This is a genomic window from Sphingobacterium sp. WOUb80, assembly GCF_050058145.1.
Classification (GTDB): domain Bacteria; phylum Bacteroidota; class Bacteroidia; order Sphingobacteriales; family Sphingobacteriaceae; genus Sphingobacterium.
The window spans coordinates 4,772,192-4,794,712 of record NZ_CP165617.1; the positions used below are offsets into that span (position 1 = coordinate 4,772,192).

At 39.9% G+C, this 22,521-nt stretch carries 18 protein-coding genes and 1 tRNA gene; 5 read left to right on the forward strand and 14 right to left on the reverse strand.

Annotated elements, in window-relative coordinates:
- Nucleotides 1-4: 4 nt before the first annotated feature.
- A complete protein-coding gene (locus AB1Z56_RS19800) occupies nucleotides 5-3,199 on the reverse strand; it encodes a SusC/RagA family TonB-linked outer membrane protein (protein WP_426789940.1) in 3,195 nt (1,064 codons plus the stop codon).
- A gap of 218 nt (nucleotides 3,200-3,417) precedes the next feature.
- Here AB1Z56_RS19800 and AB1Z56_RS19805 point away from each other — a divergent pair, with 218 nt between their 5' ends.
- Nucleotides 3,418-4,428 (forward strand): LacI family DNA-binding transcriptional regulator, encoded by a 1,011-nt coding sequence (locus tag AB1Z56_RS19805; protein WP_309365300.1) that lies wholly within the window; start codon nucleotides 3,418-3,420, stop codon nucleotides 4,426-4,428.
- Nucleotides 4,429-4,546: 118 nt separating this feature from the next.
- Here the strand turns inward: AB1Z56_RS19805 and AB1Z56_RS19810 are convergent, their stop codons facing one another.
- Together AB1Z56_RS19810 and AB1Z56_RS19815 are read right to left on the reverse strand one after the other, a co-directional pair.
- Nucleotides 4,547-6,211 (reverse strand): PspC domain-containing protein, encoded by a 1,665-nt coding sequence (locus AB1Z56_RS19810; protein WP_426789941.1) that lies wholly within the window; start codon nucleotides 6,209-6,211, stop codon nucleotides 4,547-4,549.
- Complete coding sequence (locus AB1Z56_RS19815) at nucleotides 6,204-6,575, reverse strand: PadR family transcriptional regulator (protein ID WP_046673104.1); 372 nt, start codon at nucleotides 6,573-6,575, stop codon at nucleotides 6,204-6,206. The genes AB1Z56_RS19810 and AB1Z56_RS19815 overlap by 8 nt, the downstream gene beginning before the upstream one ends.
- A 154-nt stretch (nucleotides 6,576-6,729) precedes the next feature.
- On the opposite strand from AB1Z56_RS19815, the gene AB1Z56_RS19820 reads away from it, so the two are divergent.
- Complete coding sequence (locus tag AB1Z56_RS19820) at nucleotides 6,730-7,113, forward strand: VanZ family protein (protein ID WP_309365293.1); 384 nt, start codon at nucleotides 6,730-6,732, stop codon at nucleotides 7,111-7,113.
- A 165-nt stretch (nucleotides 7,114-7,278) separates the two neighbouring features.
- On the opposite strand, the gene AB1Z56_RS19825 is transcribed toward AB1Z56_RS19820, so the two are convergent.
- The 6 genes from AB1Z56_RS19825 to AB1Z56_RS19850 all read right to left on the reverse strand — a co-directional run bounded on the left by AB1Z56_RS19825 (nucleotide 7,279) and on the right by AB1Z56_RS19850 (nucleotide 14,346).
- Nucleotides 7,279-7,977 carry a ComF family protein gene (locus AB1Z56_RS19825; RefSeq protein ID WP_309365292.1) on the reverse strand — a complete coding sequence of 233 codons (699 nt, stop codon included), beginning with the start codon at nucleotides 7,975-7,977 and terminating at the stop codon, nucleotides 7,279-7,281.
- A 41-nt stretch (nucleotides 7,978-8,018) separates the two neighbouring features.
- The gene (gene rlmN, locus AB1Z56_RS19830; protein WP_408733551.1) at nucleotides 8,019-9,089 is read right to left on the reverse strand and encodes a 23S rRNA (adenine(2503)-C(2))-methyltransferase RlmN; all 1,071 of its coding nucleotides are present in this window, start codon (nucleotides 9,087-9,089) and stop codon (nucleotides 8,019-8,021) included.
- 104 nt (nucleotides 9,090-9,193) lie between these two features.
- On the reverse strand, nucleotides 9,194-9,775 hold the full coding sequence (locus AB1Z56_RS19835; RefSeq protein ID WP_070561487.1) for a tRNA-(ms[2]io[6]A)-hydroxylase: 582 nt from the start codon (nucleotides 9,773-9,775) through the stop codon (nucleotides 9,194-9,196).
- A gap of 71 nt (nucleotides 9,776-9,846) precedes the next feature.
- The gene (locus AB1Z56_RS19840) at nucleotides 9,847-10,887 is read right to left on the reverse strand and encodes an Atu2307/SP_0267 family LLM class monooxygenase (protein WP_201639991.1); all 1,041 of its coding nucleotides are present in this window, start codon (nucleotides 10,885-10,887) and stop codon (nucleotides 9,847-9,849) included.
- Nucleotides 10,888-11,061: 174 nt separating this feature from the next.
- Nucleotides 11,062-11,730 (reverse strand): AcvB/VirJ family lysyl-phosphatidylglycerol hydrolase, encoded by a 669-nt coding sequence (locus AB1Z56_RS19845; RefSeq protein ID WP_426789942.1) that lies wholly within the window; start codon nucleotides 11,728-11,730, stop codon nucleotides 11,062-11,064.
- 21 nt (nucleotides 11,731-11,751) lie between these two features.
- Nucleotides 11,752-14,346, reverse strand: coding sequence for a phosphatidylglycerol lysyltransferase domain-containing protein (locus AB1Z56_RS19850; RefSeq protein WP_426789943.1), 2,595 nt, complete (start codon nucleotides 14,344-14,346; stop codon nucleotides 11,752-11,754).
- Between the two features lie 125 nt (nucleotides 14,347-14,471).
- Here AB1Z56_RS19850 and AB1Z56_RS19855 point away from each other — a divergent pair, with 125 nt between their 5' ends.
- Nucleotides 14,472-15,707, forward strand: coding sequence for a glycosyltransferase (locus AB1Z56_RS19855; RefSeq protein ID WP_309365283.1), 1,236 nt, complete (start codon nucleotides 14,472-14,474; stop codon nucleotides 15,705-15,707).
- A 3-nt stretch (nucleotides 15,708-15,710) separates the two neighbouring features.
- Here AB1Z56_RS19855 and AB1Z56_RS19860 read toward each other — a convergent pair whose 3' ends face one another.
- Together AB1Z56_RS19860 and dcd are read right to left on the reverse strand one after the other, a co-directional pair.
- Nucleotides 15,711-16,820, reverse strand: a complete 1,110-nt coding sequence (locus AB1Z56_RS19860) for an MBL fold metallo-hydrolase (protein ID WP_426789944.1) — start codon at nucleotides 16,818-16,820, stop codon at nucleotides 15,711-15,713.
- Nucleotides 16,820-17,356: a dCTP deaminase gene (dcd, locus tag AB1Z56_RS19865; protein WP_046673098.1), complete on the reverse strand. Its 537-nt coding sequence runs from the start codon at nucleotides 17,354-17,356 to the stop codon at nucleotides 16,820-16,822. The genes AB1Z56_RS19860 and dcd overlap by 1 nt, the downstream gene beginning before the upstream one ends.
- A 119-nt stretch (nucleotides 17,357-17,475) precedes the next feature.
- Between dcd and AB1Z56_RS19870 the strand changes: the two genes are divergently transcribed.
- Both AB1Z56_RS19870 and AB1Z56_RS19875 read left to right on the forward strand, forming a co-directional pair.
- Complete coding sequence (locus AB1Z56_RS19870; RefSeq protein WP_309365277.1) at nucleotides 17,476-18,117, forward strand: 4'-phosphopantetheinyl transferase family protein; 642 nt, start codon at nucleotides 17,476-17,478, stop codon at nucleotides 18,115-18,117.
- A 110-nt stretch (nucleotides 18,118-18,227) separates the two neighbouring features.
- A tRNA-Glu gene (locus tag AB1Z56_RS19875) sits at nucleotides 18,228-18,299 on the forward strand.
- A 138-nt stretch (nucleotides 18,300-18,437) separates the two neighbouring features.
- Here AB1Z56_RS19875 and AB1Z56_RS19880 read toward each other — a convergent pair.
- From AB1Z56_RS19880 to AB1Z56_RS19890, 3 genes are all read right to left on the reverse strand, one after another.
- A complete protein-coding gene (locus tag AB1Z56_RS19880; RefSeq protein ID WP_426789945.1) occupies nucleotides 18,438-19,061 on the reverse strand; it encodes a hypothetical protein in 624 nt (207 codons plus the stop codon).
- A 241-nt stretch (nucleotides 19,062-19,302) separates the two neighbouring features.
- Entirely contained in the window at nucleotides 19,303-20,649 is a 1,347-nt protein-coding gene (locus AB1Z56_RS19885) for a BT_3987 domain-containing protein (RefSeq protein ID WP_426789946.1), read from the reverse strand.
- Between the two features lie 22 nt (nucleotides 20,650-20,671).
- On the reverse strand, nucleotides 20,672-22,510 hold the full coding sequence (locus AB1Z56_RS19890) for a RagB/SusD family nutrient uptake outer membrane protein (RefSeq protein WP_426789947.1): 1,839 nt from the start codon (nucleotides 22,508-22,510) through the stop codon (nucleotides 20,672-20,674).
- Between the last annotated feature and the right edge of the window lie 11 nt (nucleotides 22,511-22,521).

Genomic DNA, 22,521 nt, shown 5'->3' on the forward strand with positions numbered 1-22,521 from the left:
AAGACTAGAAGTTTAAATTAAGACCTGCTACGAAAGTTCTACTTTTTGGATAAGCCGAATAATCCACACCCGGCGTGAGGTTTGTCTTCCTTCGTGTAGACACCTCCGGATCAAAGCCACTATAATTTGTCCAAACTGCGAGATTATATCCGGAAATATATACTCTAAAGTTCCGGATTTTCAACCGGTCAGTAAATGCTTTAGGAAGCGTATAACCTACTGTAACAGTACCTAAGCGCAAGAACGAACCATCCTCCACAGCCCAATCGCTGAAGACGAATTTATTTGTAAGTGGCGACCAAAGACTCGTATTTTTGTTCATATCCGACAGCTGGCTAGGGTCATTACTGATAGTTCCGTCGGGCAGTAAGTTCGTCCAACGCTGTCCTTCTTCCATTACCGTAAGCATGTTTCGATTGTTATATTTGCTTGTGGATGTATATTCAATCTTATTCGCATTGTAAATATCATTTCCATAGCTCCAATTAAATAATGCCGTCATATCAAAGTTATAGATACGCGTATTAATTGAAAATCCACCGGTATGTAAGGGGTTTGCATCTCCGATAATCGTTTGATCACTTGCATTGATTTTATGATCATCACCAACTAGATCTTTTAACTTCATTGTTCCCGGTCTTATGGTTCCAACGACAGCAGAGGCATCCGCTACGCCCTCCTTTAAAATCCATTTTTTTGATGCTGCATCGTAGCCTGTAAAATCAGAAACTTCATATCGACCATCACTCACGTAACCATACATTTTTCCAACTCGTCCACCAGCTTCAACGATATAATCCGGACCAATTTCTGTTGAAGCCCAACCTGAGGCCATGGGAATCGAAGCTAGGCCCCCCAAAGAATTAACTTTCGTTTGATTGAAACTAATATTGCCGCTAAAATTGAGATCAAAGTTCTTCTTATTTATTGCAGACCAGTTTAGGGTAAGCTCTATTCCTTTATTTTGGGTTTCACCTAAATTGCGATATTGATCATCATAACCGGATCCGGCGATCGGGAAAAGAATCAAGAGATCTTTTGTTTTATTTTTATACACATCGATCGTTCCAGATAGCCTTTTCTTAAATAAAGTAAAGTCCAAACCTATATTCTTTGAAATGGTCGTTTCCCATTTCAAATCCGGATTAGACATCGTTTTTGACGTAGCCCAATAATTTTTATATCCATTGACCCATTCTGTATTCTTGACAGAAAATATTGGATATATCTGCTCTAATGGAATATTATTATTTCCCGAGGTGCCCAAGCTTACCCTCAGTTTTAAGTCGTCAAGCCAAGATTGGGTATTTTGCATAAATCGCTCTGATGAGATCCTCCAGGCTGCCGCCATGGATGGGAAATATCCCCAATAATTGTCTGCCGAGAACTTGGAGGAACCATCTGCCCGAAAAGTTGCATTAAATAAATACTTCGAATCAAAGTCATAACTTACCCGGCCAAAAAATGAAAGTAATTTTTCGTCGGCAAACATGTAATTGTTTATCGTACTCGACGCACCTTGCGGCGTTAATTTGCGGGTATCATCCAGTTTAAAGCTGTTCGGAAAGCCGTGTGTGGTATTAGTATTTAACGTTTTTTGTGTAAACAAATATTCCTGGCCAACCAACACACTTAAACTATGTCCTTTAGGAAGGAAATCTTGAAAATTATAGTTTAATGTATTTGTGGAGCGTATCCCCTGAGTCGAAGTATTCAATGAGATAAGAGCAGGCTTATTTTGATCTAAAGCAGCAGGAATATTACGCACATAATAGGTCGTTGGCCCATAAAACCGATCATTATAGTTGTGATAATCATCAAAACCAAATTCTGTCCTGAACCGTAGGTTTTTAACAATATCCCAGCTAAATGCGGCATTTAGGTTATACGTTCTCCTTCGTTGCAACTGATCGTTATCGATCAAGGATTCTAATGGATTGTATAAATTGAATTCATCATCGGTTTCATCACTATTTGTTAGGCCTCCAACAGGAAAGGGAGGATAAATCATAGCGAATTTTAATCGTGAGTCTGCTGATGAAGCTTCGTTTTGCTCGTTCATTCCGCCACCAGATACACGAACATCAGAAAATCTCGCACCTAGGTCTAGCGAAGTATTTTTTGTCGGTTTATGGCTCAGCTTAAAATTAATATTTTGTCTTCGAAAACCGGACATTTCCATAATCGCCTTATCCTTCACAAAAGAATGCGAAATGGAATATTTAGTCTTATCATTACCTCCAGACAAGTTGAAATTTTGATTGAAGGTATTGCCCGTCCTTCCAAATACAAGTTCCTGCCAATCATTCTGTTGCACATCTTTATAGAGGTCAATATCTTGAAAATCACCAAAGTATTTGACATAGGTATCCACCTTATTTTGCAACAATGCTTGTTCGTACTGCCAGGTTACATAATCGTAGGGAGACAATACATCGAGCTTTTTGGCTAAATTTCGAATTCCGCCAAAAGCGCTATAACTAATCGATGTTCTGCCCGATTTAGCACTCTTTGTGGTTACTATAACAACCCCATTTGCACCCCGAGAGCCGTATATAGCTGCCGAAGATGCATCTTTTAACACATCGATGGATTCAATATCTGCAGGCGCAATATCTGATATTGAAGACATCGGAAAGCCATCCACAATATATAAAGGTGCGTTATCTCCCGTGACGGAGCCTCCGCCACGGACGCGGACTTTCATTTCTGCATCTGGGGATCCTTCTGTAGAAGAAATTTGAATCCCAGCCATTCTTCCTGCAATTGCCTCAAGAGCAGAGGATACTGGAGCTTTAGAAATGGTTTCTGCGCCTACTGAAGTTACAGCTCCTGTCAAATCTTTTTTCTTAACAGTTCCGTATCCAATATTAACGGTTACCTCCTCCAAAGCATTAGATTGTTCTTCCAAAACAATGTTAAGCGTCTTCTGATTAGCAGGAATTGTTACTTTTTTTGTCTGAAATCCAACATAGGTGAATTGAAGTTCTTGATTATTACCAGGTATTTCGATACTAAACTTTCCACTTTTGTCCGTCACAACAACAACTCTTGTTCCTGACACCGTTACACTCACACCAACCAATCCTTTTTGATCTGTACCAACGACCGTTCCTTGGATTTTCCGGATTTGAGCGTGAGCACTTAATGTGAATAACGAAGCACAAATAGCAGTAGATATTACTAAGGCTTTACTCATATTTTTAGGTATTTTAATTACAAAGATTAAATCCCTCTTACACGAACTGCAGGGAAATTTAATTGGTTATCATATAATCAAGTTTACAAGTTATATTTCACTTGTTCATGCAAGTAACATTAAAAAGTTATGCAAACGTTGCCGGCAACGTTTGCACCTGCCAATAAATTAGGTTTTGTAATTTTTTTTAAGTAATATTATAGTCTATTTTGCCAATTATGAAATTCGAAAACTATACAATCAAAGACATTGCTAAAGCGCTTAATTTATCTACTTCTACGATCTCAAGAGCTTTGAGAGATAGCTATGAAATAAGTCCTGAAACAAAAAAGATTGTATTAGAATACGCAAAGAAAATAAACTATCGTGCCAACCCTATCGCTAGGAGTTTGAAGGAGCGCCGAAGTCACTCGATTGGTGTTATTGTTAGCGAAATAGCGAATAACTTCTTCTCGCAAGTCATAAGCGGTGTAGAATCCATCGCCTATGATAAGAACTTTCAGATCATTATTTCACAAACACATGAATCTTCGGAAAGGGAACGACTTAATGTCGAGTATTTAACTTCTAGGTCTATAGACGGACTACTGATTGCATTGTCTTCAGAAACTGAGGACATCTCCTATCTACATCAATTGAAAGAAAGGGGATTTCCAATTGTCTTTTTTGATCGGATCCCGCAGCAGTTTGACACATACAAAGTCATCGTAAACAATCAACAAGGAGCCTATGATGCGACCCAGCACCTCATAAAACTTGGAAAGAAGAAAATTGCACACCTTACAAACTCTAAATCATTGTCCATAACAAAGGACCGATTAGTTGGCTATAAAAAAGCCCTAATGGCAAATCATATCGATTTCGATCCAAATCTGGTCAAGTATTGTCAACATGGCGGACTACATTTAGAGGAAGTTGAGAAGGCTGTCGAGGAACTTCTGCGCATTGGTTTTGATGCTATCTTTATTTCCGGAGACAAATTAACCACAGGATATCTTCATGTAATAAAAAAAAGCCATTTTGGGGCCGCACAAGGTATCGCCATTGCCGGGTTCACCAATTCAAACGTTGTGGACCTGTTTTCCGCCAAAGTAACAGCAATTAGACAACCGGCATTCGAAATGGGGAAAATTGCCACAGAATTGCTTATTAACTTAATAGAAGCCAAATATCCAATTGCAGAATTTGAGACACGTGTATTACCTACCGAATTAATCAACAATGACTAAATAAAACTTTGTGCATTTCTTATGCAGAAACAGCTTAAAAGCCGAAAAAGGTTATCGTTCGTATCTTTCTTCCGCAAAAATTTGTCTTCCGTCTTGAAGACGGAAGACTTGGTAGATATTATTTCTTTTTTGTCTGTATGGTCACCCCATCCTTTTTGACATTGATAATTGTATCCCTGCGGATGACAATAGAAGTATCATTTGCAACTACTTCATTTGCGTCATGGTCTTCACTTTCATCGGATTCTTTTGGAGCCAAAGCGCATTTCAGTCCAAGGGAAGTAACCACAAATTCAACGTCCTTTACATCTTTTAAATCTTCCTTATAGCGATCTCTGCACTCGTAGAACGATATATCTCTTAATTTATCTTCCAGACGATCATTAATGACCAATTTCGTACCCACAGGCAAGAATAAGGTAATATTAACTTCTTGATCCCTATAAAGTTCGCCTTCATTCAATTGGAAAGCATTATCGAAGGTCAATGAAGTACTATCCTGTCTCAAAGCATAATTAATTTTACCAGCTCTATCGGTGGCTGCTTTATAGGTATTTCCCTTTGCCGAATACTCATAGCGCACATAGGGTTCTTGTAAGGAGTCTATACGCTCAATTCGAATACGAATATTACGCCTCAAATAGGTTGAAAGGTTTTCATTTTTAATACCGATACCACTTCTTACACCATTTTTTAATCGAATTACCCTGACGTCATTTTCATTCAAATAATAAATATTTTGTTTTTGCAAGGGCTTCTCTTCAACAATCGTACTTGATTCCTTGAATTCTTTCGCTACAGATGTCGAATAATAAATAATCGCTCCAATCGATGCCAACCATACCAGGAATAAAGTCGTGGTCAAATAATTGTTCATCGGTTTTTTCTCGAAGAGAACACGGAGAAGCAAATAGAACAATCCAGCAAAAGGGATAAAAATGGCCAAGAAACCCGCGATCAAAGCGAAAGGTACATCACTCGGATTCATGAGGTAGAAAGGACCAGAATCGTCCATAACGTCAGGAATTACGTTCACAATAGCCAAGGCAAAGAAGATAAGCCCAATGATCAATCCGATAAGCGTCAACCCGACGATAATAACAAAGAATACACCGATGACTTTCACAAATACCTGCAATAATTTAGCAACACCATCACCGGTACGATCCATTCCCCTCGAAAAGGAATCCCTTACCCCACTCATTTCTTCATCAAAAGAACGTTTGAAGTTCTGAATGTTCGGTGCTTCCCCACGCATTTCCATCTTATCTGCACGGGTTACAGCGAGCGGCATGACGATCCATAGGATAACATAGACCAATACGCCCGATCCACCGATCACGACAAATAAAGCAAAGAGTAAGCGTACCCATTTAGCCTCAATGCCAAAAAAATGCCCCAGTCCACTACATACCCCACTGAAAACTTTATCATCGGGATCGCGCATCAGCTTCTTTCCTACTTTAAAGCCATCTGCATTCGGCTGGCGCTGAAAAGACGCATAACCATCCTGATCCTCAGATTCGAAATCGCTGACGCTCCCCATTTGCTCTATAACAGCATTCACATCGTCCATATTCAGAACTTCTTTGCTGCCCGCCTGAATCTTTTCGGTAAACATTTCAGAAATACGATTTTCGATGTCCTCTAAAATTTCCCGGCTGTCTTCCGATTGTCCAAAGTGCTTCTTTATATCAATCATGTAGGAGCGAAGCACCTCATAAGCATCCTCTTCAATATGGAAGACGATACTATTTATGTTGATAATTATTGTCTTATTCATCGTTATTGTCTTTAACTGGTTTAGTTGAATCATTGTTTCTACCCACTAATGACGTGTTTACAGCAAACACGAGCTCATTCCAGGTAACATCTAGCCGCGAAAGGACTTCTAACCCTTCTTGGGTGATTTCATAATATTTTCTAGGCGGACCTGAAGTCGACTCCTTCCATATATAGCTTAACAGTCCATTATTCTTTAGACGTGTTAAAAGCGGATATAAGGTTCCTTCCACAACCAATAATTGAGCTTTCTTCAGTTCGCTGATAATATCGGAGGCATAAATTTCTCCTCGAGAAATTATGGATAGGATACAATATTCAAGTATCCCCTTCCTCATTTGGATTTGTGTATTTTCAGCTATCATAACAATACAAAGATATATGTATTTTATGGTACCATGCAATACATAGTACCATACAAAACAAAACAATTCAACTAAACAGTTGATTTACAGCGTTATAATTTTTAAATAAATAATATTTTTATTTCTATCAGGAAATTTTTGGATATTTATCGCCATGATTAAAATCTTGCTAGACTATAAATGGTGTTTTATTTGGGCCATCATAGTTATTATCTTATGCACACTCCCAGGCAACAATTTTGATGCAGTCCCCGCCTATCCAGGTATGGATAAATTAGTTCATTGCGGTATGTTCTTTGTCTTCTGCACGCTGTTGTACAATGGGGTGATCCAACAATTTAGCGGTAAACCAACCCGCTGGCTTCCAGTCTTTATTGTTTCTATCCTCGGATTTCTATTTGCAGGGCTGACAGAATTACTTCAGCTTTATATCTTTACTTATCGCAGCGGGGACTGGTGGGATTTATTTGCAGACACGATCGGAATAGGTATGGCAGGATTCGCCTATCTCTTAAACTATGTCAACAGACGGTACTAAACGTTCTATTGAAGTCCTTTTGACATCGTCATTTCTATTGAAGGTAAACGCCCCGAATATATAAGTTCCTCAAATTATTAGGACTCACTTTATCCAGACGGATTATGGATTCTATTTCACATGATATTTAAATGAATTCATGCCCTATGGGATAGCATGACCGAACTAGGCTCTTGCCAAAGTAACAATAGATACCCGACAGTCAAAAGAAGCCAGAAGCGTTAATGCTGCTGAAACAATTGTTGCGCCTGTTGTCAACACATCGTCCACCAGCAAAATGTGCACATTGGCCATTAGCACAGTGGGCTGACAATCGAAAATATCGTTTACATTTTCGTACCGGTCGAGCCGCCCCTTACCTGTTTGGCTAATTGTCGCTTTCTTTCTGATCAAAATATCTTCCCGTAATGGGATTTCCATCGCCCTGGACAATCCCCTGCCGAAGTAAGTGGATTGATTGTACCCTCTTTTTCGGAGTTTGCTACTGTGCAGCGGGACGGGAACAATAAAGTCGATGCCTTGGTACGCCTCCACTTTTAATAATTTTAAGCCGTATTGATAACCAAAATATTCCGCAAGAAAAGGTTGGTTATTGTATTTGATCTGATAAATAAGGTGCTCCACACGGCTATCTTTTTGCAATAACAAGAAAGAACAGGCCTCTTCCACAGGAGCTTTTCCCCAGAGTTGCCTAGCCGTATCATTATCTGAATACTCGTGAAAATTGGTATAAGGCAAATGGAAATCGCAGGCTATACAAATAAACTTTTCCTGATATTTAAGCACGCAGCCGCAACAGCCACATTCTCTTGGAAAAAATATGGATACAAAATCACTAAACGCCTTATTTAATTCGGATTTCATCTGGTTAATTCCCCTATTAAAGATAGGAACTATCCTTCAGATTATGCTTCGGATTCCGCTTCTTTCTTATCCTTTATTGCTAATTGTCCGCAGGCTGCATCTATATCTTTACCACGGCTACGTCTCACATTCGTGATGATGCCTTGACTTTTCAGATAATTTGCAAATACCTCGATCTTATCCGCCTCAGCATTCAAGAAATCGGCCAGTGCAATCGGATTATATTCAATCAGGTTGACCTTACAAGGAACGTGTTTACAGAACTTGGCAAGTTCTTTTGCATCCTCTAACTCGTCATTGAAATTGTTAAAGACAATATATTCAAATGTAATTGGGCTCTTTGTTTTCGCATAAAAATATTTGAGAGCTTCTGCCAATGCTTTTAGCGAGTTCTGCTCATTGATTGGCATAATTTCATTCCGCTTTTTATCATTTGCGGCATGCAAAGAAAGCGCTAGGTTAAAACGTACCTGATCGTCACCCAATTTCTTAATCATTTTTGCGATACCAGCTGTAGACACGGTAATCCGCTTGGCAGCCATATTCAATCCATCAGGTGCTGTAATGCGTTCAACCGACTTCATCATATTGGCATAGTTCAACAAAGGCTCGCCCATCCCCATATAAACGATATTGGTCAGTGGCTGCCCATAGTGCTCTTCGGCTTGTTTACTGATAAGAACGACTTGATCATAGATCTCATCGGCATTGAGGTTACGTTTACGATCCATATAACCTGTTGCACAAAACTTACAGGTCAAGCTACAGCCCACCTGTGAGCTGACACAAGCGGTCATTCGTTCGGGAGCAGGTATTAAAACCCCTTCAATGATATTGTTGTCATACAGCCAAAAACTGCTTTTAATTGTTTTATCTGAGCTGATCTGAGATTCTTTAACTGTAACTGCATTGATCGTAAAATTTGCTTTCAGCTTCTCACGAAGGGGCTTACTCAAATTACTCATCTGATCAAAATCCACACAAGATTTTACCCAGATCCATTCATAAATCTGCTTCGCACGAAAGCCTTGCTCCCCCAACGCTGTAAGTTGATCTTTGATTTGATCCAAAGACAAACTCCTGATATCTATTATTTTACTTTTTTCAATCACGGTACAAAGATAAGAATAAATAAGTGACAAAAAATCCCGTTCTAAGAAATAGAACGGGACAACTGTTATGTATGTGTTTTAAAATAGGTAGGAGCGAGGTCCGATTAGCCATGAATGGCTTCTTTATTTCCGTACGACTGAATCAGCTTCCCTTCAAATTCCAACCATTCTTTCCAACGCTTCTCTACATCAACGTCTACGGTATATTTGCGTGCAAAATTTAAAAATGTTGTATAATGATTTGCCTCAGACACCATTAAATCATGGTAAAACTTCGCAAGATCTTTATCTTGAATATTTTGCGACAGCACTCTAAAACGTTCGCAGCTTCGGGCTTCAATCATCGCCGCGAATAATAAGCGGTCAATAAAAGCCATATTTCTACTGCCATCTTTTTTAGAGAATTTCATCAATTGACCAACATAATCATCTTTTCGTTCACGACCCAATGTATAGCCACGTTCTTTGATGATATCAATAACCATCTTAAAATGTTCCATTTCTTCGATCGCTATTGCTGTCAGTTCATGCACTAAATCTTCGTATTCTGAGTTGTTTGTGATTAATGATATTGCATTCGAAGCAGCTTTTTGTTCACACCAGGCATGATCAGTCAAAATCTCTTCTAAATTTCCTTCTGCGATGTTTGCCCATCGCGGATCTGTCAACAACTTTAATCCAAGCATCTTACTCTCTACAATGATTTACGCCACAAAGGTAGCGAATATCTCAGCGTTAAAAAAATGATAATAGCTCTTTAGGCATCTTTATGAAGAGCCTTTCGAATTTCGGGGGCTATTTTCTCGCCAAAAATCTCTATAGATCGCAACATTTCTTTGTGCCCAGGGGCGCCCACATCCATATGGGCAGAGAAACGTGTCAATCCGAACTTCTCCTGTATTTGCAAAATTTTATCAACGGCATAGGCAGCATCTCCCACAATTAGGTGTCCTCTTGAAGATCTGCCAAAGTCATATTGTGTACGCTGATATGGAGGCCATCCACGGCTTGCTCCAATACGATCCATCTGTGCTGAATAAATTGGATAGTAATAGTCTGCTACCTGAGCATTGTTGTCGCCAAAGAACGCATGCATGTGCACTCCCACCTGAAAATTAGCCATATCATGCCCATTATCCTCATACGCTTGACGGTACATGTCAAATAAGTGATCAAAACTCTCGTACATCCCACCTATAATGGCAAACATAACCGGTAAGCCCAGTTTTCCTGCACGGATCACAGAAGATGTTGTACCGCCTACTGCAACCCAAATCGGTAGTGATCCATTTTTTGGCCGAGGGAAAACTTCTTGATTGATTAATGGCGCTCTAAAATTTCCGCGCCAAGTAATTGGATTTTGCTTATTCAGGCGAAGCAAAAGCTCAAGTTTCTCCTCAAACAACTCGGAATAATCTTTCAGATCATAACCAAATAAAGGGAAGGATTCAATGAAAGATCCTCTTCCAGCCATAAGCTCAGCACGTCCATCGGATAGAAGATCGACAGCCGCAAAATCCTGAAATAATTTAACAGGATCTGCAGAACTCAATACAGAAACTGCACTACCCAATTTAATATTTTTGGTAACTGTAGAAGCCGCAGCTAAGATAATTTCGGGTGCTGCAACGGCATAATCTGCCCGATGATGCTCCCCGATTCCAAAGAAATCCAATCCTACTTGATCCATAAGCTTGATCTCTTCAATAATTTCTTTCATTCTATCTTGTGCTGCCTGGATTTGACCTGTAACTGGATCTATCCTCGAGTCACCAAACATTCCTATTCCTAATTCCATAATTGTCTATTTAAATTCTAAATCAAAATTAAGACCTTCTTCATTTAATTAAATTGATGTAGGACAAGAAATCCAAATAGCCTCAGAGCATTCACCGATTTTGACAAGGTAAAAGGCCTATCGCTGCTGTACAACCACCTTAAAGGAAAGCTAGCAGACAACAACACCGCTCAGTTAAAAGAGCGCCACCGTCGTCTTAGCAACTTGATCTGCATTGCCACTAAAATGATGCCCTCCCGCCAGGTATTTTTTGGTAAAATTCTTAAGCGTTATCTTTTGTATTGGAAAATCAGCCTCGTCATCACCAAGAATTACACTTGTTTTCAGCCCTTCCATACGATTGATTTCCGCAATGACATCAAGACTCCGTTTTGTGTTACTTCTTCCCAGAATATCAGCGATATGAATCTCTAAATCTGTTGACACGGATGGTTCCAGAAGCACAATGCTCTTTACATTCTTTTTAACTGCTGGATCCAATCGGTTAATAATAAAAGGGACTGCATCTGCACCAAATGAATACCCAACAACGAAAAGACGCATATTCTGGCGGGAGGATAACAAAGTCTTCAAGGTATTAGAAATATCCGCTGCGATCTCATTCGGGCTTTTCTTCTTCCAGAAATAATTCTTAGAATCAAGAGCTGCAACAGTATATCCGGCACCAGCAATCAGCTCACAAAGCTTGTTAGAGAATGAATTAAATCCACCATCGCCACTCAAATAGAGCACCAAAGGCAGTACGGCTTTATTATTCCAATATTTCATGTCTATCAAACGTTGTTGTGCAAAAGCATGAAATGCTATGCTCCCAATTATAAATAGCGTAGTTAATTTTTTCATCTGTACGAGAGCTCTATCAACCTATTCATTCGGTTTCATCACTTTGACCAATGCTACAGGAAGCTGTATAAGATCAAAGTCATTATCAAATATAAGGTATTTATTTTCCCAAAATGTTGCATACTTCTCTTTGAAGTCGCGCAGGCTATGGTAATGTTTGAAATTTCCCAATCGCGTTGACGCAAACTTCATTATTTTTTCGGCCGGACTGTCCGTTGCCCCCAGACCTGTCATTGGTACCATTCCCAAATTCAGGTAGACATACTGTTTTTGTTTCGCGTAGGTGATAAGCTCAACAATCAACGCGTCCATACTTCCACCTGGGGCCTCAAGAGACTTTCTGATCATATCATAAGTACACTCATCTTTCGCGTAGTCGGGAACAATATTCAAAAAGGCTACGATTTGATTTGTTTCATTTTTCAGCACAATAATATCCTGCGAGATCAGCTCGCTTTCATCAAACATGCCTTGCGAAAAAACCATTTCCTTTTTATCAAATTCTTTCAGCCATTCGTTGGAGATAGCTTTCAGCTGATCGATAATTTCCCTTGTTTGAGGAGCTTTCAAGACTTCTGTCGTAAACCCTTTTTTTTGAATTGCGTTAAGCCCATTACGTAATGATTTACGGTCTTTCCCCTCCAGCGTAAATGCATCTAATTCTAATACGGCCTCCTGTCCGATGGTGATCTTCTGCTTACGAAGTGATGAAAAATGAACCAAACTATTTTCATCAACACGATAGTAAATGGCTTTTAATCCATTGGCATAACAGTATTCATCAAACTCCTGAACAAGCTCTTCCTTATCCCCTTGTTCACAGACAGGCTCATCTAAAACGATTGCAAACTCATTAGCCAGGCGATAAGCTGTGAAGCCTTCCGATATTTCTGAAAAGAACAGGTTCTTATCTTTTCCCAATTTAAAGAAGTCCATCGGAGACTGCCCAAACTCAAGTAATAATTGTTCTGCCCTTTCGATCTCGGACTTACTAGAATCTTCATCATCAATCAGACGAGGACGCGCGAGTGCGTAGATCAACAGAAACCAGCAGAAAAGTCCCAGAACTTGTGTGATCCGCAGAAACTCCTGTCCAAAAGCCGTTTGGGGCATCAATTCATCATCTGCAAATAGCAAGAAACTTCGCGCAGTGTGATAGATCGATTGTCGCCAGGTAAAGTCTAAACCAAAATGCTGTTTATCAATAAAATAAAAACTCAGCGCATCAAACAAGCAAATCGCTACTAAGGCAACGAAAAAGGTAATAAATCCAATTCTCACCCAACGAATATTACTTTTGATCCGGTATTGCTTATAGCTTATCGCCAATAAAACCAAGGTCAGTAACGCTACTGAGGCCTCTTCATAGTCCAAAGCTTTAAACACATGCCCAAAAAGGGACAGCGCACTAAAAACCACAGCAATCCAAAATGCGATCCGAAAACCTTTAATTAAATAGGCTGAAGTAACCAACAAACCCAGTCCCAACACCAAAACCATGAACTTAGAAGCATGAATGGCTTCTAAAGGCAAATAAAAACGATCAAGTTTCATCCGGTCCGCCAAAGGCGGTGTCAATACAGAGATGAGATTCACCATTCCTAAGAAAAAGATCAGCAGTGCAGGTCCAATACGGGCCAGCAGCTGTTTTCCACGCCATGCGAATGCCAGAAGTCCCAAGATTAACGGGAGCCAAAACTCAAACGCGCGGTATAGAATAGTAATGCCCAGTCCTTCTGCCTGTGAATAACCATATGCTTTAAAAATATACAGCATAGTCAGCTCAACCGCCCCAAGCCCACGCAGAAAAGGAGAAACGATCATTAGAACAACCGAAACCGTGTAGGCAATTGCCGCTGCCTCAAAAGAGTGATCCAGACCAAGGGCATACATGCTCACAAATGCGTGCGCGATACCGCAGCATTCGACGACCATGGATGCTAACATGGTACCTAACAAATATTTTAGCTTGACCTCCCCTGAGAATATTTCATCGATATTAGAAGCTACAGCTGGGAAATTTGCTTCTACCCAACGGTAGATACCTTTGTGCGTTCGAAAAGACCATACGAGCCAAAATACGACCCCCAGAAGCAGTCCCAAAACCAGCAATGAGATCCAGGCATCACCAAAATTTTTATTATGCCAGATCGTATACAATATAACAGGTACACCAATCAGAAAGACCGTCAGTAGTCCGACATAGCCATACAGCGCCCCAGCTTGGTGAATTTGGGTCGTATTCAAATTTCTTTTCCGCAACTCCGTTGTTGTATATGCCAAAGAACTAATCCCACCCGCAGGGAGAAACACACTGAGTAAATTTCGCTTCAGGAAAAGATCAATGGCGATTCTCAGATTAATAGAAAGTCCGATCGCCTTAAAACTCTGCACATACATCAATCCCTGAAGCATGATATAGACGATGGTAATTCCAACTCCAACGGAAACCCAGGTTAGGTTGGCTGCGCGCAACTGCGGAATAATTGCGGCAAGCTCTTTCCGCTCATTTCTAAAAAATACGAAGGCCAATAAGATAACCAAAACAGCTATTAATTCCTTCCAATAGGTCTTTGGCGAAAAATGTCGAATCCGTTGAGCAATAGTTTTGGCCATATGATCGTTTAATGATGAATAACCTTGAAATATATTATAAACACTAAAATAAAGCTAATCGTTTGAAAATGACTAATTGTTAATTTTTCGTCAATTCTTTTCACATTAATCAGTAATTTTCCAGCATGAAAGAGAAAAAGGTTTTGTTCATTGGACTTGTGTGGCCAGAGCCAACATCTTCTGCTGCGGGCTTTCGCATGATGCAATTAATTGACACGTTCATCAATCGCTCTTATCATATTACATTTGCTTCAGCTGCCGCCAAATCGCCCTATAGCGCCGCTTTGCAGTCTCTCGGAATACATGAACAGGCAATTGTACTCAATAGCAACAGCTTTGACGAGTTCATTGCTAAACTACAGCCCGATATTGTTGTTTTTGACCGCTTTATGGTAGAAGAACAATACGGCTGGCGTGTTGCCCAGCAATGCCCTAACGCACTTCGCGTACTTGACACGGAAGACTTGCATTTTTTACGCCAGGCGAGACAGACATCCGTCAAAAATAAAGGTGACTTCTCCTTTCAAGAGCTATTTACAGACACCGCCAAACGGGAAATTGCCTCAATTCTGCGAAGTGACCTTTCTTTGATTATCTCTGAATCCGAAATGAAGATTCTTATCGAAGAATTTCGAATTTCACCCGACATCCTCTATTACCTCCCTTTCCTTGAAAATGAGATCAGTTCTACTGAAATTAATCAATGGAAGTCCTTTGAAGAGCGTAAAAACTTACTATTTATCGGAAATTTTATTCATGAGCCCAACTGGCATACGGTACAATATCTAAAAACACAAATCTGGCCGCAATTACGGAAGATGCTCCCTAAAGTAGAATTGCACATTTACGGTGCCTATGCAACCCAAAAGGTCCTTCAATTAAACAATCCAAAAGAGAATTTCCTGATTAAGGGGCGAGCAGAATCGGCTCGTCTCACTATGGAAAACTACCGTGTACTAGTCGCTCCAATTCAGTTTGGTGCGGGCGTAAAAGGAAAGTTTATCGACGCCATGCAGACAGGTACACCATCTGTCACCACGACAGTTGGTGCCGAAGCCATGAAGGGCAATTTGGACTGGAATGGCTTTATCGAAGACGATCCCGAAACTTTCTGCCGAAAGACTGTCGAGCTTTACGAAAACGAAGATCTTTGGAAAACGGCCCAAGAACATGGTATCCGTATTATCAACGAGCGTTATGAAAAACGAAAGTATCAGGCCGACTTTATGACGAATCTATCTTTGCTAAAAGTGCAGATTGACAGACACCGCCAACAAAACTTTATTAGTCAGATATTGTTGCACCACACGATGCAAAGCACAAAATATATGTCTTTATGGATTGAGGAAAAAAATAAATAGATTTTAGTTGACTTCACGCCACCAAGGCGCGTATACTGTATCTAATCTATTAAAATGGATCATTTCTCCTATTTTTGGCGTAAGAAGAGTGATCTGTTCTTTGTTCGCTGTCTCGTAAAATTTCTCCATTGGCTCTTTCCAGTCGTGCATAGCCAACGCGAACTTAGAAGAATGAACGGGCAAAATAGCTTGAGCTTTCAGATCCTTCGTTTCAGCAGCCCATTCGTCAGGTAAAGAATGGATATAATGCCAGGCATCGTTATACTGGCCATTTTCCAAGATAGCTAAATCAAATGGACCGAATTGGTCACCTATTTTTTTGAAGTGCTTACCATACCCACTATCTCCCCCGAAGAAAATACTGTACTTAGAAGTTTTTAACACAAAGGATGTCCATAAGGTATTATTCCGTGTAAATCTTCGCCCCGAAAAGTGCCTTGCGGGTGTGAAGGTTACCTGAAAATCTGGCGCAAGTTTTACCTGATCGTACCAATCTCCCTCGATGATCTGCTCGGCCTTATATCCCCAAGATTCAAAATGTGCCCCTACTCCGAGACCACAAATCACCTGACCGACTTTATCCCTCAATTTCACAACAGTCTCATAGTCCAGATGATCGTAATGATCATGAGAGATAAACAAATAGTCAATTTTAGGGAAAACCATCGTCGCATAGTCGACAGACATCTTAAATGCTTTATTACTACCTGGGATAGGAGAAGCATTTTGGCTGAACACCGGATCAACCAATATTAATTTCCCATCTAACTTCAACAGATAGGAGGAGTGACCAAACCAAATCAAAACGTCATCTGCGGGAAGATGTGTTAAATCGCATTCCATAGCAGGCAATACGCTGATAGGTTTCAAGTGAGGATTTTTGTTGAAAAGGAAATCCCACAACAAAGCGACCATATTCACATCGCCTTTCAACGATGGCGTTACTTCGAGATTATGAAAAATACCATTTTTAAAATTGGGAGACTGTTTCATCCGCTCCAGTCGAGCTCCTTTGAAACTTCCACCAAACATTGGATGAACAAAATAATAGAGCACTCCACTGATAAGAACGATCAATAGAGCCCCTAAAATAATCCATCCAATATTCCGCATCAGAAATTATTCTTCCACATCATGGATTCCACCGGACGGATCGTCTTACCATTGTATTTTGCGTTACCTTTGGTATTATAAAATGTCTCGATATCGCCTTCTACAGCAAAATAGATCAATTGTCCAATTGGCATTCCGGCATAAACCCGAACAGGCTGAGCAACCGAAATTTCCAAGGTCCAGGTATTACAGAAACCGACGTCTCCCTTTCCTGCTGTTGCATGGATATCTATCCCTAAACGACCAGTACTCGATTTTCCCTCTAAAAAAGGAACATGTTTATGCGTTTCGGTATACTCTTGAGTAACGCCTAAATAAAGGGTGTTGGGTTCCAAGACGAAACCCTCTTCCGGGATTTCAAAATGCTGAATTTCATTGTGCTTCTTGGCATCAAGTACACGGTCCGCATACGTTGCCAAATATTTCCCCAAATGCACATCGTAGGAGTTTGTTCCCAAACATTTACGATCAAATGGTTGAATGACAATACTGCCATTTTCAATCTCTTCGAGAATTCTTTTATCAGATAAAATCATGTGTATCAAAATAGCAAGAGCGTCAGGCAATGCTATACAAATTCAAAAATACAGTTCTCCCACTAATTTTACTTCATTTTTCAAAACAAAAATCTGCGATTTGTTTTTTAAATTTGGGTATGAGTCTAGTGTATCTACGTGAAATTGATAGCCAAACCAAATTTGCAATTTGGCGAATTGAGGAATCGGACGACGATTTACTGTCGAAACTTCAATTGGATGAACGTGAAAAAGCGAAATTAGGGTCTTTCAATAAAGGGAAAAGACGGTTACATTGGCTTGCCACCCGTGTGCTCTTGCGTACCTTATTAAACACATCCCGTTATATAGAATGTCCTTCAGATGCAAATGGCAAGCCTTATCTCGCTAATTTCCCCCAAAAAATATCACTTTCACACTCATTTGATTATGCCGCGGCGATGATCAGTACAAAAGGAGAGGTTGGCATCGACATGGAAATCATCAAAACAAAAGTAGAGCGCATCCAACATAAGTTTCTAAAACCTACGGAACTTGCATTCATCGCGCAGGATGATAGCCGCTATGAGCAGCTTTATGCTTGCTGGTGCGCCAAAGAAGCGATTTATAAACTTCAAGGCAATGCTGGTGTCTCCTTCTTGAACAACATGACCATACAACCATTCGAATACCAAACGCAAGGCATATTAAAACTTGAACTCGACAGCGATCAAAACAAGCATATTTATGATGTACATTACGAGAAGTTCAATGAATATATGCTCGCTTACGCTGTAGAATAGGTCCTTTAAAAAAATAATTTTTCTCAATTTCAATGAATTAGCACATAGACAGCACTTTTTTTTTGTGCTTTTTGAAAAAGCTTCTATATTTGCATCATCGAAAACGATATGGCCCGTTCGTCTAGGGGTTAGGACGCAAGATTTTCATTCTTGAAACAGGGGTTCGATTCCCCTACGGGCTACAAAAAGCGACTTCAAAAGAGTCGCTTTTTTTTATTTAAAGCCTTCACCATTTTAGTCCTCTTAATAAGTGTATTGCTGACAAAAAAATCAATAGGGATTTATTGCCAGTACATTCAACAGCGTACAGCCTAGTTGTTTTACTTCCTATCCAAAGGTTCAAAATTTTCAAGCCGCATCATCTGTGCAAATTGTATCAGTTCAGCTTTCAATTGTTCAATCGTCAGATTGTCTTCCTTTTTAGGCGAGTAAACTTTAACTAATGAATCAATGTCTAAATATATTCTATCCTGCTTGAAACTTGCCTCGAAAGCCGTAAATCGCTCTCTTTCTACTGTTGGATACTTAACTAATGCCCTAAATTCAATATTACTCGGAAATCCCATGATTACATTGAACTGTATTCGATAACCATCAATTACGATCTCTTTGATTTCTTCAGTATAATTCCACTTCGATTTTTCATTAATATAGGCTGTGGCAAATCCGATCCGATCCAATTCATCGAATGGCCGTCGATTAAGTGCTTTCTTCTTAACCCATATTTTATTCAGCCAGGTCAAGTAAACAATTCCAGTTAAGAAAAGAGGGAAAATAACGGACCCGAATAGCAAAACACAGATGAAAAGAGTCCAGGTAGGATAAGTTCCATTTGCAATAGAAACACCTATAGGAATGACGACAAACAATACAGTAAAACTTAACGATAATAGCTTGAGTCCAAAGGAAAATTTATGCTTATTGAGTTCTAAAAAGTTATTCATTATTATGTAGTAATATAGCTCGGTATAAAGGATGGCTGCTTGACAAATAAATATACTAGGGATAGTCGAAACTTTCGGTGTACGCCATTCAGCCATACCTCATTCAGCGCAAAAGTATCAAATAAGAACAAATATTAAAAAAATAAAAAAGTCACTCCGGAAAATGGAGTGACTTTCAGCTCTACCAGATTGCAAGCTAGACTATACTTGAAGTTGTATCATGTCTAAACTCGGATGTATTTTATAATCCTTTGACATATACTTCTGCTATAGCGGATGAAGGAGGGCGATTACTTGCTGTTACCGTACATTTTAAATAACGAGCTTTTGTCGTCGGAACATTCACGGCCAACGTTGATTTGGGACTATTTGTTCCAAAATCAATCTTTCCTACTGGAACATATGTTTTATTGTCATTACTAGTCGAAAACTCAACGACTTTTAAGTCATTATTCCATAGCCTTCTTGTTAATTCAACCATCATCACATTATATTCCTTTCCAAAATCTATAATGACATAATGCGGTAATGGCGGCTCTCCGCCCATCCATATGTTATGCCAGAAGGTATCGGGGTTTCCGTCCAATATATTTTCCTTTTCACCACCGCCAATCCATTCGGAAGAAGCCGCGATGACCTTCCAGCCACCACGTGGGATATCTGGTGGTTGAAATGAAACAGGAACTAATATTGTCGAAGCAACAGGGTTAATACCATTTTTTGAAACGGATTTAATCCGTAAAGGCAAAGCATATTCTCCAAATAAATTGGTTGCTCCATCAATAAGGCCCTTTTTCAGAATGGTATATGAGAAACTCGCTTTATTCTCCTTCGCAGCAATTTTATACGGTGCAGGCAGAAGCTGATAAGCAGCTTTCGGCAGTAATTTCAACTTTTTATCGTCTGATACCGTCCCATTGTAATCATCCAAAATTATGGGATCAACTTCAATTTCATAGTCAAGATTCCATTGATTAGGATAATTTGTCACCAATGTAGCTTCGCCTATAACTTGTTCAGCACCAGTGGGGCTTAATTTGATCTGGTCCAGCTGCAGTCCCGGTGATGTAAACTCCAAAAAAGGATCTTTAACGTTGGGGATCAGTAATGTTGTAGCCATCTCAGGTTTCAGCGCATGCAATACCCCGCCTTCAGCATCAATACGACAGGGAAGTACATATAGCTCTTTATATTTGCCTTGTAACGCGCTTATCCGTTCGCTGTCAAACACAATTGCGATATCATGTAAATAGTCTTTTTTTGAAAATTCTAAAGCGGTATTGCCGATTTTATAGCAATCTGCGGGGAGCAACTTATAGTTTGTACCCTCTTGTGCATTATATGCCGCTAAATAGGCTTCGTCAATCTTAAAGTTGACCTTTGCTTCCTGCTGTCCAATTCCAGCCTTCACAACAGTTACATTATAATCAAACTTTCCCCAGTCAAATACCGTTATTTTATTCTCTTTAAAGTCTCTGAAATAAATGGTGTCATCGACCATATTATTCATTCGATCATCCTTTTGACATCCATTCATCAAAACCAATGTCAGTAGGAAAATACAATAGGAAATACAATTTCTCATCATTTTCAGTATTAGTAAATAAGTACTACCATCCATAGTTTTGCGTCATGTTGACCATCTCACTCAGTTGCTGCTGATGTATCGGAAAGAAATAGTGTTTTGCTTGAAATACCCGTTTGCCAGGGAAGACATCTTTTGTGCGTTCCCATGAAGCCTCATAGGTTGTCGCTGCAACATTGCGTGTGTAATAAGGTTCATTCATTTCCTGTTCTGCAATCATCCATGTTCTTAAATCCGGATAGCGATGTCCTTCAAAAGCCATTTCTACCATGCGCTCTTTACGAAGAAGTCCTCGAAGCAATTCCTTATTTCCTAAGACTTCAGGATAAGCCTCCTCCAATTTATTCAATCCGCTGCGTTGCCGAACGAAATTAACATATTTCAAGGCCTCAGTTTCATTTCGGTTTGGCTTTTCATTACATGCTTCAGCGTAGTTGAGGTATATCTCTGCCAAGCGATAAAAAGGCCAGGCAAACTGTCCCCAGTTTCCAGATTCAATATCATTTGTTGGATCACTCATCCTCCGCCAGAGATATCCCGATTTTACACAGTCGCCCGTTTTGGTATAGGTCGATGTTCCTCCATCGAAAAACGTCACCTTTTTGTCGCCATGCAACCTATTAATCCAGTACATTCCATTCGCCAGAATAGAAGCATAAAAACGTGCATCACGTCCCACGCAACTGTTATGCGCTTTAAAGGCAGCAAAATTGTCCAATGGGTGCACATAGTTATCTGTAAATCCAGTTTCTTGGTACCCCGATTTTTCATCGATAATCGGCTGGCCATTGCTACTATAACCCGTAATTGGGTAGCGTCCAGAGCTCGCCATTGGATAAGAATCGACCAATTTCAATGAAGGAGCATACCCGCCCCACCCCATGGTGACTACGCGAGGAGGCGCGGTACGAACATTATAATTAAAGCCATCGTCTGACCAGCGGCCCCAAATAATTTCCGAATTCCACTTCTCAAAATAAATACCCATATATGATTTTATCGCTCGACGAAAGGAATTCGTCTCTTTATTATCCTGATACAGCGTATATAAATTTAGATCAATGAGATCTTTAGCCGCTTGGGCAGCCAGCTCCCATTTATTAGGATCAACAGTTTGAGGAAACAGGAATTCACCATTTCTATTCTTCAAACCCACATATAATTTTGCCCCATTAAATAATGGCCGAGCCATATACAACAATAGCTCTGATTTAGCCGCCATTACCGCACCTTTGGTCAAACGACCATACCAGGCCTGATCGGTGATTTCCTTAGGCAATACAGTAGCTGCTTTATCAAATTCCGAGAGTATAAAATTAACGTTGGCTTCCAGCGGCATGCGATCCACTGTCTTAGCATCGATCTTATCGTCTGCAGCACGATCTCCCCAAACAAATACAGGCCCGTAGCGTTTTAACAATAGGTAATAAAAATAAGCGCGTAAAAACCTGGCTTCTGCCTTCATCGTACTTTTAGTAGATTCATTGAGTTCTACGTTTTTATCTACATTATTAATAAAAATGGTTGCCTGATTAATGCCTTGATAATTATGCACCCATGTCGCATAATCATCTGTTGTCACCCCCCAACCTCCATTTGTGAAGTTGAGCCAAGGCACCCATGCCACCCAGGAGAACAGTGCTTCATCGCTAAGCGGCACATTCCCCCCTTCACTATTAAATAGATCATGCTCAATGGGTAAGTAACCATATACTTGCGCGAGATACCTTTCCGTTGTTGTACGCTTCTGAAAGGTTTCATCAAGGGTCTTTTGGTTTGCCAAATCCACATCCAAATACTTACTGCATGCCCCAAATAAAACCGGTACTAAAAGACAAATCAAGAGGTAAATATATTTTTTCATCGTTTTTTCGT

Coding starts and splice junctions, on each gene's coding strand:
- AB1Z56_RS19880 (WP_426789945.1), bottom strand. CDS start 19,061: ATGAATAACTTTTTAGAACTCAATAAGCATAAATTTTCCTTTGGACTC.
- AB1Z56_RS19860 (WP_426789944.1), bottom strand. CDS start 16,820: ATGCGGAATATTGGATGGATTATTTTAGGGGCTCTATTGATCGTTCTT.
- AB1Z56_RS19805 (WP_309365300.1), top strand. CDS start 3,418: ATGAAATTCGAAAACTATACAATCAAAGACATTGCTAAAGCGCTTAAT.
- AB1Z56_RS19840 (WP_201639991.1), bottom strand. CDS start 10,887: ATGGAATTAGGAATAGGAATGTTTGGTGACTCGAGGATAGATCCAGTT.
- AB1Z56_RS19850 (WP_426789943.1), bottom strand. CDS start 14,346: ATGGCCAAAACTATTGCTCAACGGATTCGACATTTTTCGCCAAAGACC.
- AB1Z56_RS19845 (WP_426789942.1), bottom strand. CDS start 11,730: ATGAAAAAATTAACTACGCTATTTATAATTGGGAGCATAGCATTTCAT.
- AB1Z56_RS19800 (WP_426789940.1), bottom strand. CDS start 3,199: ATGAGTAAAGCCTTAGTAATATCTACTGCTATTTGTGCTTCGTTATTC.
- AB1Z56_RS19870 (WP_309365277.1), top strand. CDS start 17,476: ATGAGTCTAGTGTATCTACGTGAAATTGATAGCCAAACCAAATTTGCA.
- AB1Z56_RS19835 (WP_070561487.1), bottom strand. CDS start 9,775: ATGCTTGGATTAAAGTTGTTGACAGATCCGCGATGGGCAAACATCGCA.
- AB1Z56_RS19885 (WP_426789946.1), bottom strand. CDS start 20,649: ATGATGAGAAATTGTATTTCCTATTGTATTTTCCTACTGACATTGGTT.
- dcd (WP_046673098.1), bottom strand. CDS start 17,356: ATGATTTTATCTGATAAAAGAATTCTCGAAGAGATTGAAAATGGCAGT.
- AB1Z56_RS19855 (WP_309365283.1), top strand. CDS start 14,472: ATGAAAGAGAAAAAGGTTTTGTTCATTGGACTTGTGTGGCCAGAGCCA.
- AB1Z56_RS19825 (WP_309365292.1), bottom strand. CDS start 7,977: ATGAAATCCGAATTAAATAAGGCGTTTAGTGATTTTGTATCCATATTT.
- AB1Z56_RS19820 (WP_309365293.1), top strand. CDS start 6,730: ATGATTAAAATCTTGCTAGACTATAAATGGTGTTTTATTTGGGCCATC.
- AB1Z56_RS19890 (WP_426789947.1), bottom strand. CDS start 22,510: ATGAAAAAATATATTTACCTCTTGATTTGTCTTTTAGTACCGGTTTTA.
- AB1Z56_RS19810 (WP_426789941.1), bottom strand. CDS start 6,211: ATGAATAAGACAATAATTATCAACATAAATAGTATCGTCTTCCATATT.
- AB1Z56_RS19815 (WP_046673104.1), bottom strand. CDS start 6,575: ATGATAGCTGAAAATACACAAATCCAAATGAGGAAGGGGATACTTGAA.